Here is a 13,914-nt window from a genome sequence, read left to right as displayed (position 1 = left end):
GTGCCTCTTTAAAGTGAACGGACGCCGTAACTTTCCAGGTGGTCAGAAAGGCTTACCTCAGGTTCCCCGCCATTAACCAGCATTCGACTCATTGCGGTAAACAGCGCAGCGGGACCGTCAATTTTGGCCTCAGGCGTGGATTTGTTAGGGAAAATGTTGTCATTTTTATCCGGCTTAACGGTGACGTTTGACATCATCCAGTTCATTACCGGGTGATTGCTGTGGTGGAAACGCCCTCCGTAGACCAGCGATTCAACCTCTTTCATGGATTCAGAAAAGTTTCTGACGGTTTGAGGGACCTCCACCAGCGGTACGCCTTCTTCTGCCAGCGCCAGGCTGAACTGCGTTGCGCTCCACGGGTCGAATCCAGTTTCTTTCAGGTTCTCGCCGTTAATCCATTCCAGAAAATCCGCTTTAATCTGGGCATGATCGATAACGTCACCATCGGTAAGCTCAAGTTTTCCTAGCTCGGCCCATTTGCGATACATCTGCGCCATCTGCGCAGAACATTTTTCCAGCCGTCCTTCAGGTAGCCAGAATTTAAAGTCAGCATGGGCGTGTCCGTTATCAGCACGCCAGAGCTTTACAGCTGCGCAAATATCAATTTTATGAGCCAGGTCAACGCCAGCCCACATGGGGTAGGTTTTAAGCTCATGCCGGGGAGCGATATACTCGCATTTCTCCCACTTCATCATGTCCATCCAGGCAGACTCAGCCGTTACCCAGATATTCATATGTTTGGTGAAAAAGTTAACCCTTGCGGAAACCTGCTCTTTCGCTTTCTTAGCCAGGCGTCGAAGGTCATCCCAGCGCTTGCAGATACCCAGTCCGGGATTTGCCTTCTGCCATACCGTTTCATCAAACGGATCATCATCCTTATCGAGGGTAAAGATTATGGCAAAATAGGTGTCATCCTTTACCGCGCCTTCCACGTCGCTGTTGTAGCCACGTAATACTTTGATGGCATAATCACGCTGTTCGTAACAAATACCCTCTTTGTTGAAACCGGCTGTAGTGATGCCAAACAGCAAAGATTGCAGGCGTGCCCCCGTTGCAGTCTCCAGAACGTCCCATACATCACGCGTTTTATGCGCATGCAGCTCGTCAATAATGGCGCAATGAATATTCAGACCGTCAAGGTTATTTGCATCGGAAGAAAGCGGCTCAAATTTGGAGGCGGTTTGCTCCTGGTAAATAGCGAGTTTATTGAACTCAAACAGTTTGCCCAGCGTTGGCCTGGCCTTTTTGACCATGTTTTTTGCATCTTCAAACACGATCCGTGCCTGGTCTCTCGTCGTCGCAGCGGAATAGACCTCTGCACCACCCTCGCTGTCAGCGCCGGTCATATACAGGCCAACGCCAGAAGACAAAGTTGACTTGGCGTTTTTGCGGGCCACTTCGTTATAGGCTGTCCGGAAGCGGCGAACCATTACCGGCCTTCCGCTGCCGTCATTGCGCAGCACTATTTCGCCAGTTTCTTCATTCACCAGCGGAATAACAAAACCGAAGATGTTTATCAGAATGAAAATATGCCAGTCCATTAATTCAATCGGCTGACCAGCAAGAGCCCCTTTAACGTGAGGCACAAACTTGTAAAAATTAAGAATATGCTGCGCACGCGGTTCGCTGAAGTAAACGCCACGTTCCTCGCCGAATTTCAGATCATCAAGGAAGCGCTGGCAAGCGAGGCGAACAAATTCGCAGGCAATGATATTTCCCGCCACGACACGCTCTGCGTAGCGTATGCCATCTGCAACTTTAGCCATTAGTCTCTCGAATTAAGGAATTTGCTGATCAGGTCATCGTCAGGTGTCGTTTCTCGGTTGACTTTCGACCGGCTTGAAGGGGTCATGCCGAATTCGCCCAGCATTGCACGCATACGTTTCCATGCATCCGCTTTCATCATTGCCGCCGGGTGTGGCTTAATCATTCTGATTTCACGTTCCTTCCCTTCATCAGGATCATCCTCGCTGTAAACCGCGTAGGTATATCCCTCACGATCAAGGGTCTCACAGTGATGGCGGTATTCCGTATAGGCTTCAACGAGCAATTCCAGCGCCCGAGCGTCAAGCTGGGACATAACGCCGATAGCGTCCAGTTCCTCAGCCATCCTCTTAAACCAGTACTTCCCCTGCTTGTCGAAATGCTTCGGTGTTGGGGGTACCCCTTTGGGTGGCTCTGGTTCGTTTTTGTTGATCGCTCGTTTAGATGGGTTACCCCTCACCAAACGTAGATGTGTCGGGGTTTTCGGCGGTCCAGACATAATCGAAAACTCCTATTAATCATCGGATGGGGGACCCCAAAAAAAAGTTTCTAACCTGCGGCGGTGTGAAAAAAGGCTAGGCGGCGGTCCTTTTGGCCTTTGCCGTCAGGGATTTGACCCGCCCCCTCCCTGTTGTCATCCAAATGGGAATTGATATCATTTGAAACGTTCACGCCCGGTTTTCGTTCTGTGACAGGGCCAGCACAGGCTTTCAAGATTCGAATCATCATCGGTACCCCCATGAGCCTTAGCCTTGATATGGTCAACGGTCTTAGCTGCTACCGCACGACCGTTGCGCAGACAGTTCTGGCAAAGGTGATTGTCACGCTTAAGGATGCGGGCTCGCTTAATATCCCACTGGCTGCCATAGCCTCGCTCATGCCTGCTCTTGCCCTGCTGATGCTGTTGCCAGCCTTCATTGCGATGCTTCTCGCAGTAGCCTGAGCGGTCGGTTGTTGTGCCTGCGCATCCACGCTTACGGCATGCTCGGGGTATTAACGCTGGCATTGGTTACTCCTGAGCATTCGAGGTGCAATAAAAAGCCCCGCTATTGCGAGGCATCACGATTAAAGGCTGCTACAGGGTGGCGGACAACATTTCTCCTCTATACTGTTAAATCGTCGAACTCAACAGAACAGGTAGAAAATATGATCGATCATTACTACGTAACTCACGCTCAAATCCTGGCGCTGAGAAACGTTGTTGCTTTTATCGTGCAAACGATGCCCGAAGAACAAAAAGAAAATGCCCTTCAGGTTTTGAGAAAATTTGCTGAAATAGAATTAATGGATGGTATCGACGCGCCGCCTACGAGTGATATCACCCCGAAAACAGTTGAGAAGTTAAATAAAGCCTACAAGGCAATCTTCAATGACATTATCGATCTTTCAACGCCTGGCAGGGAATCTGCTTCAGCAAGCTACCTGCAATAGCTCTCGCCCTTATCTCCATGATGGCCAGAACGTTCTTGTCTGGCCCTTTCTCAAGTTTGCTCAGTCGAAATTCAATATTCTTTGCCTTAATCATCGCGTAACCCTGCCGGTTGGTTGCGGGCAGTTGGCCTGCACGGATTTGTTGTGCGCCAGAATGTCGCGCTTCGTCTGACTGTCGAGAACATCGATATCGTGGTCTGTGAGATAGATAATTTTCACCCACAGACAACCTGTATCAACTACCACCGGGGCGGGTAAATCTTTCGCGCAGCTCCCGATCAACATCGTCATCAGGCATATGGCTAACAGTCTGCTGTACATCACTGGCCCCTTTCGTAACTTCCGCCTTACGTTCTGCCGCGGCAATGCTGGCCGCAGCGTTCTCTTCGATACGCTGCTGCTCTGCTTTGGCTTCTGCCTTGCTGGTTCCGCGTGAATGGCCTAACCCAAATGCGCCAGCGATAACGGCCAGTAACGCAGTTGCCAGACCAATAATCATTTCAATGCCCATAGCGACCTCACATCAGTACTGATTTAGCCTGGTTAAACAGCGCTCGGCGTTTATCCAGACCGTTGCGGCCACCGTTAATAAGCAGGGTTACGCGCTCAACATCACCGGAATGAAGAAGGCAACCGTGGGAAACATAAAACCATGCGGCTGAACGAGCGGCATAATCATCTCGCTCCAGCAGCTCAGGCTGGGTAACAAGGTCAAGCTTCAGCGCCTGTCCGCAGCTGCGATAGTTGCTCAAGCCCGTAACTTGTTTCAGTCCGCGACCGCGATATTTCCAGCCATCACCGGCAACCTGATTACCGAGATTCTTTTTTCCCCACTCGCCCCCATACACCAGATTCGCGATTGCTCGCTGATTAGCTGGTTGTGTTGCCGTTCTGCCGAGTGCGGCGGCCTGCTGGGCGGTGATACGGTGTTTACCGAACGTAGGCACAAGGCTATCTGCTGCATAGTTCAGATTTTCCACCAGCCGGGTAAAGCCTCCTGACTCGTGCCCCATCTGGGCAATGAACATCGCCTGGTCGAGTGGAGCAGTGATGCCGAATTCTTTCATCGCAGCATCAATATGCGGAAACCAGCGCGCAGCTAACCCGGCGCTGATACCAGCCGCCTTCTGGAATTGTGATTTATTCATCAGTGCCTCAGTGCATCAACCAGTCGCGCCACATTCCCCCTGAACCAGAGAACCGCGCCGCAGATAAGAATGTTAGCCAGCACCACCAGCCAGTGGGATGACTCGTACAGGCCAAACAGGAAACGGAAAGGGATGCTGGCGTAAACCAGCACAGTGAAGTAAGCCATCAGCGATATCATGGGGCGGTGTCTTGACCCGTCGCGCCGGTAGAACATCAACGCAACAACAATTACAGCGCATATCACCGCATTGATGATTGCGCTCGGATCACTTGTTACCATTGCTTGTCCCTCCTCCACGTAAGCGAGAGAGAATCCCAAACAGGCTACCCAGGTCCTGACTGTTTACGAACGTCAGCAACTTAATGGCTATGGCTGCCACGATTACCGCTCCGAGTGCATCAAGCGGCCTGTCGTTGTAACCAGTCCACTTTGAGAAGTACGACCCCAGCAGAGGAGCACCAATCACACCGAATATGAATGAAGTGATAAAATAGCCCACCAGCTTTATGCGGCTAATATTCACCGCCGTTGCGACATAGAACACCGCACCAGCAAACGCACCAAATACCACGCCGTAATCAATACCAGTTGCAAGGCCGAATAGGCTGGCGCCGAACAGTCCACCAGCTGCTATCGTTGTGGCAGAAACAGGATCGGACATTTAGCCCCCTCTATTGCTGTGGATCCTCTCAGAACGAGGGGAAAATAGGATGGCCGCCAGGTGACAGCCACCAAAAATTACTGTAAAAATATCAGGGTTCACCACCCTCTCAGACGGATTTATTCTTCTTGTTCAGTCTCGTCCGCGTACGAAGCCAAGGATGTATCCAAGACCAAAACAAGAAAAACCGAATCCCACCACGGGTAATACTGAATAAACAAAATCAGGCATAGGGAAATCTCATGGAAATTATTTCAGTAATCGGAGTGATACTGACACTGCTAGGGCTCTTTATTCCGTCACTAATCAGTAACCATTCGTCACGTAAGGCAGAGTTCAGGAAGCATTCCGCACCACTGCGGGGAAAGTTGCTAAGCGAAATTGAGGCTATTGAAGGAGGCTCTTATCCATTCAGGCTTATCAGCGATGCTGATTTCAACCAGTTGCTACCTTACGCCCCGAGGCGCAGGAAAAACGCTCTCCTTGATGCTTACACCAGTTATCTCGACGCTCATACGATGGCCACCACGAAGCACTGGCACGATGAACATCCATCCGATGGAATGCTATTTTTCCCGACGGGTTTCTCAGTCACTAATTCAGATGAGGTACTGAAGAAAATGCAACCTCTGAAAAAAGAACTCAGCAGATAGTCCTTTAGGATGGCCGCCAGATGGATTAACGACAAAGCACAGAGTGAATGATGCTCTGGTGGCACAAATCACAAGGCCACGCAAATGCATGGCCTTGTGATTTGAATCCGTTATTTACAAAAAGTAGTCAAGACAGTATCTTTCAACTTCCGGACAAAAAAACATATACCGGGACAAAATCTAAATGTAACTGCCTTGCCTGCATGAAACCATGCGGGCTTTTTTTTTGCCCAAAGAAAAAGCCCACCGAAGTGGGCCTTACAGCTATCATCATTTTTTATTAGGTGTGGTGCCGGGTGCCTCCCGGTAAGTCGCCGCCAGTCCACAGACGACTCGCAATGCGCAAAAAAACATATCAGACTGGCAATGCCCCTCCGCATAGGGGGATTCACCACACCAAAAATTTAACATCTGATGAAACTCGTTTCAATGCTCTACGACGATGTGACAGGGGTACTGATGCAATGCATCTCGCGAATACCCCTGTCGTATCGCCGGAAAGCAAAAACCCCGCATTGGCGGGGTTTTCGTTATATTCAAATTGTCGCTTCTCATCGCTGCCATCGTGGCGCAGCTCTGCCAAGCATGAATGGATTATCTAAATTTTTGGGTGAAAATCAATTATAAAATGAACCTTGAGCACAAAAAGCAAAAAACCTAACTCCTCAGGTTTTTGCGTGCAGATAGAAATGCCCTTCCCTGAAATATCTTAAGGCACCATTTCACGCGCTCTCTTGCCTGGTCTGCCGTCAGCCATGGGGCTATCTTCTGAAGCTCCCTGGTAATATCAGATATTTTTTTTCTCGTCGTGTAATAGCTCAGCCCAACAATATAAACAGGGTCGTTAACATCAAAGGCATCGAGCACACATTTCTCCACAAAATCAGCATCATCATCACTGATAGCGCTGTCTATGACGTTAGTCTCTGGCTTTGGCCATAAAATTATCTGTGCCCTCTTCAGGGCATTAGGCCCGCGAAACCCCTCACTCCTTGCCTGTTCAAGCGCAGCAGTGAAACGCTCAAGTGCTTTGTCTGACCATCTGACCCCTTTGACGGCCCACCAGCACGAATGCGTTGTAGGCTTGCGGGGGAAAGTGGCTCCTCGGAGGCTTTCCCCCCAAACAGTGAGCAGGGATTTAATCCAGGCAGACTGAATGCCGGTAAGTAATTCGGGGCGTCCGAGGTATCGTTTATGCGTGGCAACCGCGACTTCTGACATAGCGGCATTTTGTCTACGGCGTTGCATTGGAGTCATGCTGTCTCTCCCCGGATCTGACAGGTGCGTATAAAGTTTTTGAGGATGCGGTAGTCAACTAATACAGTGCCGCGATGACGGCAAAGACGAAGCTTTTTCCAGCGGTAGCGGATCCGCTCGATTGCGTCACGGCTCATGCGGTCACCTTCTTATCAATGGCAAACTGCGCCAGCGCCATAAACGCGTGGCCTTTCGCTTCCAGTTCGGTGCGGTTGATGTAGCTGAATTTCTCGCCTCGCCAGGTCTTATCAAATACAGCTATGGCACCAGCAAAAAACGCGCTGGTCGGCCTTTGTTTGTCGTTGGCGGGTTTAAACCAGACAGGCAGATCGAAACCAATTCGCCCGCGGATAAAGCAAACATGATCCGCATCTTCTGGCCACCATGTTTCGCTCGTTGCGGATTTGACCAGGAACACATAGCGGCCGCCCTTCTCTCGTTGCGCTGCTGCGTAGTTCATGATGTGAGTCATGCCAGTGATGGCTTGCTTTTCGTGGTATTGAGAACGGCTGTAAGGGGGGTTGCCAAATGCAGCGCCACCAATTGAGTCCAGCATTTCCGACCAGTCCTGTGTCAGCGCATTATCTTCTGCGGTGTACCAGACAGGACATTTTGCATTGCTGTCATCAGCGAACAGGTCCAGCATCAACGGGCCAAACATCGCGTTGATACCCCGGAAAAGCGGATCCGGCGTTCGCCACTGGTCACCAACCTCTTTTAAGTAATGGGATGGTGCGTTGCGTAGGGTTGAGAGGGATTCGCAGTAAGGATTAGTCATGCGGCCTCCTGCGCTTTTTTCAGTACGCGTAAGTCGGCGTAAGCCTGCAGGCGGATGGCTTCCAGCTCTTCGATGGTCCAGCGGTGAATCCGGTTGTCGTTATCAAGCCCCTGAACTGCGGCTTCACCGATTTTTTCCACCAGCCCGACCCGGTAAGGTTTGATATTCCCGGACTTTCCGACATTGCAGTCATCACACTGCAGGTTGATGTTGATGCGGGTAAACCGCAGATGAGAGGCTTTAGCAACGGTTCTGTAATGCCCCGCATGCCAGACTTTGGCGTCCTGAGTACCGCAGGAAATACACCCCTCCCCATTAACGAGGGCCATTTCACGGCAAAGGGTATTAACCACGCGCTCGGTGACTTCCAGCCAGTGGCTGAGAGGTTTTTCAGCCGTCGTTGGTTGAGGGCGGATATGGTGAACGGGTTTATTTTTTAACCTGTTTTGTGCCTTAACCTTTTGTTTCTCGCGCTGATGCGCTAGGTACTGGCTCTTATGCTCTTCGCAACACCAGTAAACATTTGGATAGGTAAAGTTAAACCAGGCACCGCAGCCGGGTGCTTTACATCTGCGACGAGGGTCTCTCATATCGCACCGCCTGGGTGCGAAAGACAAACGGAAACACCGCGCACTGAGGCACGGCGTAAAATGGCGTTGATGCGTTTTTGCGTCATCACTTTACTCCGGTGATGGCGCGATAGGTTCGGTGTTCAGCCGAGGTGATTAGTATAAATCACTTTTTCTTCTTCCGGAAGAATACTTTACACTCCTCGTGAGATTCCTTTGTGATTACAATCTCTCCTTCATTAAGCGGGGTTACAACATAAACTCCACCAGAAAGGTGGTTGACAACATACGTACCCAAAACGTCCATTGCTTCATTCATTTCTTTCTTATTCATCAGTCCGCACCTTGTGAATATTTCATAAATCGTAGATTTTTCTTTTCCTGTACAGGGATGGCTAAAAATGAACTCGCGACGCTCTGGAATACAATGACATATTTAGATCGTCCATCAAGACCCTATTTTTACAGACAAAATAGAATGGCAATGAAAATACAAAGAGCAATAAATTCAATGCATTATAGAAAACCACTAAATATAAAAAAGTCATTCACATTTTTTCTCTGGTGCAACCCCCTATTTCACTCAGTTAGAAGAATTCAACCAATTTCAGAATTTAGTTAATTACATGTAAAATGAGGTAGCAGAAAACACTAGCGCGACAAAGAATGCACATTTTGTGTAGTGTGCAACCCCCTATTTACCAGGCTATAAAAGGAAACATTCATCGGTGGACGGCAACCGCGAGATCGGTTAAGTCAGAAGAGTTACTGTTTGGTGTTCTACATCAACCATTTCGATGCTGCGCAGATCAGACGCACATGGAAAATGTATGTTCAAAAAAAAACCCTCTCCGTAGAGAAGGTTTTTCAATTTTTAGCTCGGAAGACAGATTTGACAACGCAGTAGGCAAGTCCACAAACCTGGGACATCGTACATCCAGCGAAAATCTTCAAGACTTCGTCAGATAAACTCAATAACCCAAGCCCAACGCAGACAAATACTGCATTTACAGCAACAACCTGAATAATCAACAAGATCAGCAAAGTTATTGCATACAAATCTTTGATCCAAGTGTTTTTAACTTTGTGCGCCATGTGTCCCCACTTGGCGCCGGATAACAGTTGTCAGTTGCTCAGGCTGACAAGGGAATTATGACGGGCTAAATTCCAAATTGCAAAACGAGCATAGGCTATTTTTTCTCGTTCTGGCTGGCCATTTCGATGTAGCGCGGATCGGATGCGCGGGGGAGTTGAATGCTCTGTTCGCGATAGTAGCGGACGCGCTCCATGAAATACTCGCGCAGGTGTTCAGGCTGCTCTCTGGCGACCACTTCTGCGACTACCGGCATGTTCAGGCGCTCTTTGTAAGCGACTCCGGAGGCAGCCAGGTCGACGCTTACTTTGTCTCGATCTTCTTGTGATTTAGCTGCGATGTTAAAATCATTCATTACCTACCTCGTAATCATTCAGGAGGCGCCCCAGCACAACCCCGGACTTGTGTACTGCCGAGAAACGAAATCCGTAGCTAATCTGGGTTAAAATTGGGCCGCTGAATAACATGTTTCCTGCATATGAAACATCCATCATACCACCCATAGTTAAATTGCAAACAAAACTCACCAGCCTTAATATTAAACCAAAAGCCAAATTTAATTATAACGATTCATTATAGCAGCTATAAACTCAAGATAACAAAGTCACGCCCCAATAACACATCAACCATTACCGACCAATGATTGCAAATAAATACAGCCAAAGCAATCAGGCATATTACAAAGACAGCAATGCATAACCACTTCATCGAAAAGTATAATAGCTCACCTCTTTTCACTCGGTTCCATTCCTTTTTTAATACATTATGGCTTGCCATAGTGAAGTTATTGATATCATCTTTTAATTCAGATGAAGGTGTTCCAGAAGTCACTTTAATATTAAGTGATTTAATGGCTTCTCTTAGCGTTATCTCTTCTGTTGAAGGGTTACTATGATTGAGCCTGAGATAAATTTCTGATTGAATTACTGTAATTCCTCTGTATGCAGATTTACGATCTTCATCTGAAGCTATCGAGTCTTTTTTCAATACCTCATAATATCCAAGTAAGTTTGAAAGAGCTTGCCTTAATTCAGAGATCCATGCCTGACGGAACTCAGATGTTTTTAGTTCCTTAGTAATCACAAGGCTAATCATTGCGCCGATTGCGGCTAAAAATGCTATAATTACTGCAATGATAGATTCATTCACTTTTCTTACCCTTAAATAATATGCCTAAAGGTTCCTGAAATCAGATTTCCTAATCTTTCTCGATGTGACAATAAAGATAGACTTTAAGGCCAAATCTAGTATGTTAGGGAAGGTGCGAATAAGCAGGTCATTTCTTCCCAAGCTGACTCGCTGATTAAAATTTCGCGGATCTGGGCCGATTTTTTTCCCGCAAACACATCGAATCAGCCTATTTAGGCTATTTTTTCCACCATTTCTGGCGTTATTTCCGGTTTTTACTGAGATCTCTCCCACTGACGTATCATTTGGTCCACCCGAAACAGGTTGGCCAGGGTGAATAACATCGCCAGTTGGTTATCGTTTTTCAGCAGCCCCTTGTATCTGGCTTTCACGAAGCCGAACTGCCGCTTGATGATGCGAAACGGGTGCTCCACCTTGGCACGGATGCTGGCTTTCATGTATTCGATGTTGATGGCCGTTTTGTTCTTGCGCGGATGCTGCTTCAAGGTTTTTACCTTGCCGGGACGCTCGGCGATCAGCCAGTCCACATCCACCTCGGCCAGCTCCTCGCGCTGTGGCGCTCCTTGGTAGCCGGCATCGGCTGAGACAAATTGCTCCTCTCCATGAAGCAGATTACCCAGCTGATTGAGGTCATGCTCGTTGGCCGCGGTGGTGACTAGGCTGTGGGTCAGGCCACTCTTGGCATCGACACCAATGTGGGCCTTCATGCCAAAGTGCCACTGATTGCCTTTCTTGGTCTGATGCATCTCCGGATCGCGTTGCTGCTCTTTGTTCTTGGTAGAGCTGGGTGCCTCAATGATGGTGGCATCCACCAAAGTGCCTTGGGTCATCATGACGCCTGCTTCGGCCAGCCAGCGATTGATGGTCTTGAACAATTGACGGGCCAGTTGATGCTGCTCGAGCAGGTGGCGGAAATTCATGATGGTGGTGCGATCCGGCAGGGCGCTATCCAGGGATAATCGGGCAAACAGGCGCATGGAGGCGATTTCGTACAGGGCATCTTCCATGGCACCGTCGCTCAGGTTGTACCAATGCTGCATGCAGTGAATACGCAGCATGGTCTCCAGCGGATAGGGCCGTCGGCCATTGCCCGCCTTGGGATAAAACGGCTCGATGACAGCGGTCATATTCTGCCATGGCAGAATCTGCTCCATGCGGGAGAGGAAAATCTCTTTTCGGGTCTGACGGCGCTTAGTGCTGAATTCACTATCGGCGAAGGTGAGTTGATGGCTCATGATGTCCCTCTGGGATGCGCTCCGGATGAATATGATGATCTCATATCAGGAACTTGTTCGCACCTTCCTAAGAAGCACCCACCAGATCCAAAAGCTTCAGAAGGAAGGGTAACGCTTCTCTACAACTACACCAGGATTAATAGGCTTGTCGGGGAAACATAATGAATATGCCTGCTGGCGTAGAGCTGCATGGGAAAGTAATAAGAATTAGCTTTCTATATCGCGGCATACGTTGCCGCGAGGTTTTGCGAGGCTGGACTGTATCAAATAGCAATATAAAAAAAGCTGGCAATCTCCGTGCTTTAATTATGAGTGAGATTCAGCAAGGTAAATTTGACTATGCAGAGCACTTCCCTGAATCAAAGGCGCTTAAAAAATTCACTACAACACAAAAAATTAAAACCTTCGGTGAATTGTGCAAAGTTTATCTTAATGCCAAAAAGCTTGAGGTGTCAGCTGCGTCATACAGAGGCGCAGAATCACGCATAGCAACACTTTGCGCTATCGTCGGAAGTAATACGCATATTACGGATATTCAACATACCGATCTGTTGAATTACAGGAACGCGCTCTTAACTGGTAACACCTTTAGCGATCATGCTCCTTGGCTTAAAAGAAAAGGCCGAGCTGTATCCACGGTCAACGGCCTGATGAACAACCTGACTGCGCTGCTCAAACTGGCGAACCTGAGTGGCTTTATCGAGCATACCCCTCACGAAGGTATAAAGATGCTTAAGCGCTCCAGGAGAGATCCGGATCCGCTTCTCCAGAGTGAGTACGAAGGTTTTATAAAAGCGTTATCTCCTCGGTATGCTTTGCTCTGGACTACAGCTATCTTTACAGGTCTTCGGCATGGAGAGCTTACAGCTTTAGCCTGGGAGGATGTGGACCTTGATAAGGGTGAGCTTCACGTCAGGCGTAACCAGACGAATGAGGGCCTGTTTGTGCCACCCAAAACCGAAGCGGGGATCAGAACTGTAACCCTACTTGAACCTGCGCTGAATGCTCTACGCGAACAATTCAAGCTAACTGGCGCATTAAGCAAAACCGAAATCACTTTCCATCACCGCGAACATGGTTTAACTGAACAACAAAAACTGCGGTTCGTGTTTATCCCGCCCAAAAACTGGCGCGGGGAAACGAAGTATTACGGTTCTCAGTCTCTGGGGTATAGTTGGGAGGCGGGATTAAAGAAGGCGGGAATCAGGAGCAGACGCCCTTACCAGTCGCGCCACACGTTCGCATGCTGGCTATTAACGGCCGGTGCTAACCCGTCGTTTATCGCCGGACAGATGGGTCACGAGAACGCGAAGATGGTTTATGAGATTTACTCGAAGTGGATCGGAGAGATGGACCGTAACCAGGTGGAAATGCTGAATAGTAGTTTTTCTAACGTTCTGTCCCAAGGGTGCCCCAAACGCAAGGTAGTGGGTATAAAAAGCGTTTAATTTCAGCAAAATAAAATCACTTGCCGGAATATTAACTTTATTCCAACATGAATGCTCACTACGCCGCAACGGCGGCGAAATAAAAAGCAGGAGCGGATATGATTACGCTGTGGGGCAGAAATAACTCGACCAATGTGAAGAAAGTGCGCTGGGTGCTGGAAGAACTCGACCTCCCGTATCAGCAAATTCTGGCAGGCCTGGAGTTCGGTCTGAATCACGATCCGGCCTATCTGGCCATGAATCCCAATGGGCTGGTACCGCTATTGAAAGATGAGACGACCGATATCGTGCTCTGGGAATCAAACACCATTATCCGCTATCTGGCCGCGCAGTATGGTCAGGATCGCCTGTGGGTGGAGTCGCCCGCCGAACGCGCTCAGGGAGAGAAATGGATGGACTGGGCCAACGGTTCGCTCTCGCCGGCCCATCGGCCGATTTTAATGGGGCTGGTGAGAACCCCGCCGGAAAAACGCGACCCCGCCGCGATTGAAGCCGGTATTGCCACCTGCGAGACCCTGTTCGCCATTCTCGATGACGAACTGTCGCGCCATCAGTGGCTATCAGGCGACGCCTTCGGCCTCGGCGATATCGCCGTCGCGCCGTTCATTTATAACCTGCTGGAGACCGTGAAAACCTGGCAACCGCGCCCGCACCTGCAGCGCTGGTATCAGCAGATTAACCAGCGCCAGGCCTGGCGCAACGTGGTGATGATCCCGGTCACCTGAT

At 49.1% G+C, this 13,914-nt stretch carries 20 protein-coding genes and 1 pseudogene; 4 read left to right on the top strand and 17 right to left on the bottom strand.

Annotated features, from left to right (window positions below; translation table 11 throughout):
• Nucleotides 1–8: 8 nt before the first annotated feature.
• From CDA56_RS22760 to CDA56_RS22750, 3 genes are all read right to left on the bottom strand, one after another.
• Nucleotides 9–1,766: a terminase large subunit gene (locus CDA56_RS22760; protein WP_064351954.1), complete on the bottom strand. Its 1,758-nt coding sequence runs from the start codon at nt 1,764–1,766 to the stop codon at nt 9–11.
• Nucleotides 1,766–2,263 carry a phage terminase small subunit P27 family gene (locus CDA56_RS22755; protein ID WP_032750791.1) on the bottom strand — a complete coding sequence of 166 codons (498 nt, stop codon included), beginning with the start codon at nt 2,261–2,263 and terminating at the stop codon, nt 1,766–1,768. Before CDA56_RS22755 ends, CDA56_RS22760 begins: the two co-directional genes overlap by 1 nt.
• Before the next feature lie 156 nt (nt 2,264–2,419).
• A complete protein-coding gene (locus tag CDA56_RS22750; RefSeq protein ID WP_025108057.1) occupies nt 2,420–2,770 on the bottom strand; it encodes an HNH endonuclease in 351 nt (116 codons plus the stop codon).
• Between the two features lie 140 nt (nt 2,771–2,910).
• Here CDA56_RS22750 and CDA56_RS22745 point away from each other — a divergent pair, with 140 nt between their 5' ends.
• Nucleotides 2,911–3,195, top strand: a complete 285-nt coding sequence (locus CDA56_RS22745; protein WP_009653814.1) for a hypothetical protein — start codon at nt 2,911–2,913, stop codon at nt 3,193–3,195.
• 90 nt (nt 3,196–3,285) lie between these two features.
• On the opposite strand, the gene CDA56_RS31320 is transcribed toward CDA56_RS22745, so the two are convergent.
• Genes CDA56_RS31320 through CDA56_RS22720 form a run of 5 tightly spaced genes read right to left on the bottom strand, consistent with a single transcriptional unit; the run spans nt 3,286 to nt 5,006 of the window.
• A complete protein-coding gene (locus CDA56_RS31320; RefSeq protein WP_103815347.1) occupies nt 3,286–3,480 on the bottom strand; it encodes a hypothetical protein in 195 nt (64 codons plus the stop codon).
• The gene (locus CDA56_RS22735) at nt 3,431–3,706 is read right to left on the bottom strand and encodes a hypothetical protein (RefSeq protein WP_071199616.1); all 276 of its coding nucleotides are present in this window, start codon (nt 3,704–3,706) and stop codon (nt 3,431–3,433) included. Before CDA56_RS22735 ends, CDA56_RS31320 begins: the two co-directional genes overlap by 50 nt.
• Nucleotides 3,707–3,713: 7 nt before the next feature.
• Nucleotides 3,714–4,343: a glycoside hydrolase family 19 protein gene (locus CDA56_RS22730; RefSeq protein WP_103815345.1), complete on the bottom strand. Its 630-nt coding sequence runs from the start codon at nt 4,341–4,343 to the stop codon at nt 3,714–3,716.
• Nucleotides 4,343–4,624 (bottom strand): phage holin family protein, encoded by a 282-nt coding sequence (locus tag CDA56_RS22725; RefSeq protein WP_017145564.1) that lies wholly within the window; start codon nt 4,622–4,624, stop codon nt 4,343–4,345. The genes CDA56_RS22730 and CDA56_RS22725 overlap by 1 nt, the downstream gene beginning before the upstream one ends.
• The gene (locus CDA56_RS22720) at nt 4,611–5,006 is read right to left on the bottom strand and encodes a phage holin family protein (protein ID WP_004121584.1); all 396 of its coding nucleotides are present in this window, start codon (nt 5,004–5,006) and stop codon (nt 4,611–4,613) included. Before CDA56_RS22720 ends, CDA56_RS22725 begins: the two co-directional genes overlap by 14 nt.
• A gap of 242 nt (nt 5,007–5,248) precedes the next feature.
• Here CDA56_RS22720 and CDA56_RS22715 point away from each other — a divergent pair, with 242 nt between their 5' ends.
• Nucleotides 5,249–5,659 (top strand): hypothetical protein, encoded by a 411-nt coding sequence (locus CDA56_RS22715; protein ID WP_042928127.1) that lies wholly within the window; start codon nt 5,249–5,251, stop codon nt 5,657–5,659.
• 657 nt (nt 5,660–6,316) lie between these two features.
• Here the strand turns inward: CDA56_RS22715 and CDA56_RS22710 are convergent.
• The 9 genes and pseudogenes from CDA56_RS22710 to CDA56_RS22675 all read right to left on the bottom strand — a co-directional run bounded on the left by CDA56_RS22710 (nt 6,317) and on the right by CDA56_RS22675 (nt 11,740).
• On the bottom strand, nt 6,317–6,916 hold the full coding sequence (locus CDA56_RS22710; protein ID WP_103815343.1) for a hypothetical protein: 600 nt from the start codon (nt 6,914–6,916) through the stop codon (nt 6,317–6,319).
• Complete coding sequence (locus CDA56_RS22705) at nt 6,913–7,053, bottom strand: YlcG family protein (RefSeq protein ID WP_009653799.1); 141 nt, start codon at nt 7,051–7,053, stop codon at nt 6,913–6,915. The genes CDA56_RS22710 and CDA56_RS22705 overlap by 4 nt, the downstream gene beginning before the upstream one ends.
• Nucleotides 7,053–7,694, bottom strand: a pseudogene (locus tag CDA56_RS22700) (phage N-6-adenine-methyltransferase); the annotation flags it as partial. The pseudogene CDA56_RS22700 and the gene CDA56_RS22705, both read right to left, overlap by 1 nt.
• Entirely contained in the window at nt 7,691–8,284 is a 594-nt protein-coding gene (locus CDA56_RS22695; protein WP_103815339.1) for a recombination protein NinG, read from the bottom strand. The gene CDA56_RS22695 and the pseudogene CDA56_RS22700, both read right to left, overlap by 4 nt.
• 145 nt (nt 8,285–8,429) lie before the next feature.
• On the bottom strand, nt 8,430–8,597 hold the full coding sequence (locus tag CDA56_RS30970; RefSeq protein ID WP_155774241.1) for a hypothetical protein: 168 nt from the start codon (nt 8,595–8,597) through the stop codon (nt 8,430–8,432).
• A gap of 856 nt (nt 8,598–9,453) precedes the next feature.
• Nucleotides 9,454–9,711, bottom strand: a complete 258-nt coding sequence (locus CDA56_RS22690; protein ID WP_103815337.1) for a DNA polymerase III subunit theta — start codon at nt 9,709–9,711, stop codon at nt 9,454–9,456.
• A gap of 227 nt (nt 9,712–9,938) precedes the next feature.
• A complete protein-coding gene (locus tag CDA56_RS22685) occupies nt 9,939–10,505 on the bottom strand; it encodes a hypothetical protein (RefSeq protein WP_103815335.1) in 567 nt (188 codons plus the stop codon).
• A 24-nt stretch (nt 10,506–10,529) separates the two neighbouring features.
• Nucleotides 10,530–10,778 carry a hypothetical protein gene (locus tag CDA56_RS31570; RefSeq protein WP_306821302.1) on the bottom strand — a complete coding sequence of 83 codons (249 nt, stop codon included), beginning with the start codon at nt 10,776–10,778 and terminating at the stop codon, nt 10,530–10,532.
• Nucleotides 10,760–11,740: an IS5-like element ISKpn26 family transposase gene (locus CDA56_RS22675; RefSeq protein ID WP_000019441.1), complete on the bottom strand. Its 981-nt coding sequence runs from the start codon at nt 11,738–11,740 to the stop codon at nt 10,760–10,762. The genes CDA56_RS31570 and CDA56_RS22675 overlap by 19 nt, the downstream gene beginning before the upstream one ends.
• A gap of 161 nt (nt 11,741–11,901) precedes the next feature.
• Between CDA56_RS22675 and CDA56_RS22670 the strand changes: the two genes are divergently transcribed.
• Both CDA56_RS22670 and CDA56_RS22665 read left to right on the top strand, forming a co-directional pair.
• Complete coding sequence (locus CDA56_RS22670; RefSeq protein WP_103815511.1) at nt 11,902–13,188, top strand: site-specific integrase; 1,287 nt, start codon at nt 11,902–11,904, stop codon at nt 13,186–13,188.
• A gap of 98 nt (nt 13,189–13,286) precedes the next feature.
• A complete protein-coding gene (locus tag CDA56_RS22665; protein ID WP_032748870.1) occupies nt 13,287–13,913 on the top strand; it encodes a glutathione S-transferase family protein in 627 nt (208 codons plus the stop codon).
• Nucleotide 13,914: the final 1 nt, after the last annotated feature.

This window comes from Klebsiella michiganensis, assembly GCF_002925905.1.
Taxonomy (GTDB): domain Bacteria; phylum Pseudomonadota; class Gammaproteobacteria; order Enterobacterales; family Enterobacteriaceae; genus Klebsiella; species Klebsiella michiganensis.
The sequence above is the reverse complement of the archived record's forward strand: the minus strand, read 5'-3'. Positions and strand labels throughout refer to the sequence as shown.

Coding starts and splice junctions, on each gene's coding strand:
- CDA56_RS22760 (WP_064351954.1), bottom strand. CDS start 1,766: ATGGCTAAAGTTGCAGATGGCATACGCTACGCAGAGCGTGTCGTGGCG.
- CDA56_RS22755 (WP_032750791.1), bottom strand. CDS start 2,263: ATGTCTGGACCGCCGAAAACCCCGACACATCTACGTTTGGTGAGGGGT.
- CDA56_RS22750 (WP_025108057.1), bottom strand. CDS start 2,770: ATGCCAGCGTTAATACCCCGAGCATGCCGTAAGCGTGGATGCGCAGGC.
- CDA56_RS22745 (WP_009653814.1), top strand. CDS start 2,911: ATGATCGATCATTACTACGTAACTCACGCTCAAATCCTGGCGCTGAGA.
- CDA56_RS31320 (WP_103815347.1), bottom strand. CDS start 3,480: ATGTTGATCGGGAGCTGCGCGAAAGATTTACCCGCCCCGGTGGTAGTT.
- CDA56_RS22735 (WP_071199616.1), bottom strand. CDS start 3,706: ATGGGCATTGAAATGATTATTGGTCTGGCAACTGCGTTACTGGCCGTT.
- CDA56_RS22730 (WP_103815345.1), bottom strand. CDS start 4,343: ATGAATAAATCACAATTCCAGAAGGCGGCTGGTATCAGCGCCGGGTTA.
- CDA56_RS22725 (WP_017145564.1), bottom strand. CDS start 4,624: ATGGTAACAAGTGATCCGAGCGCAATCATCAATGCGGTGATATGCGCT.
- CDA56_RS22720 (WP_004121584.1), bottom strand. CDS start 5,006: ATGTCCGATCCTGTTTCTGCCACAACGATAGCAGCTGGTGGACTGTTC.
- CDA56_RS22715 (WP_042928127.1), top strand. CDS start 5,249: ATGGAAATTATTTCAGTAATCGGAGTGATACTGACACTGCTAGGGCTC.
- CDA56_RS22710 (WP_103815343.1), bottom strand. CDS start 6,916: ATGACTCCAATGCAACGCCGTAGACAAAATGCCGCTATGTCAGAAGTC.
- CDA56_RS22705 (WP_009653799.1), bottom strand. CDS start 7,053: ATGAGCCGTGACGCAATCGAGCGGATCCGCTACCGCTGGAAAAAGCTT.
- CDA56_RS22695 (WP_103815339.1), bottom strand. CDS start 8,284: ATGAGAGACCCTCGTCGCAGATGTAAAGCACCCGGCTGCGGTGCCTGG.
- CDA56_RS30970 (WP_155774241.1), bottom strand. CDS start 8,597: ATGAATAAGAAAGAAATGAATGAAGCAATGGACGTTTTGGGTACGTAT.
- CDA56_RS22690 (WP_103815337.1), bottom strand. CDS start 9,711: ATGAATGATTTTAACATCGCAGCTAAATCACAAGAAGATCGAGACAAA.
- CDA56_RS22675 (WP_000019441.1), bottom strand. CDS start 11,740: ATGAGCCATCAACTCACCTTCGCCGATAGTGAATTCAGCACTAAGCGC.
- CDA56_RS22670 (WP_103815511.1), top strand. CDS start 11,902: ATGAATATGCCTGCTGGCGTAGAGCTGCATGGGAAAGTAATAAGAATT.
- CDA56_RS22665 (WP_032748870.1), top strand. CDS start 13,287: ATGATTACGCTGTGGGGCAGAAATAACTCGACCAATGTGAAGAAAGTG.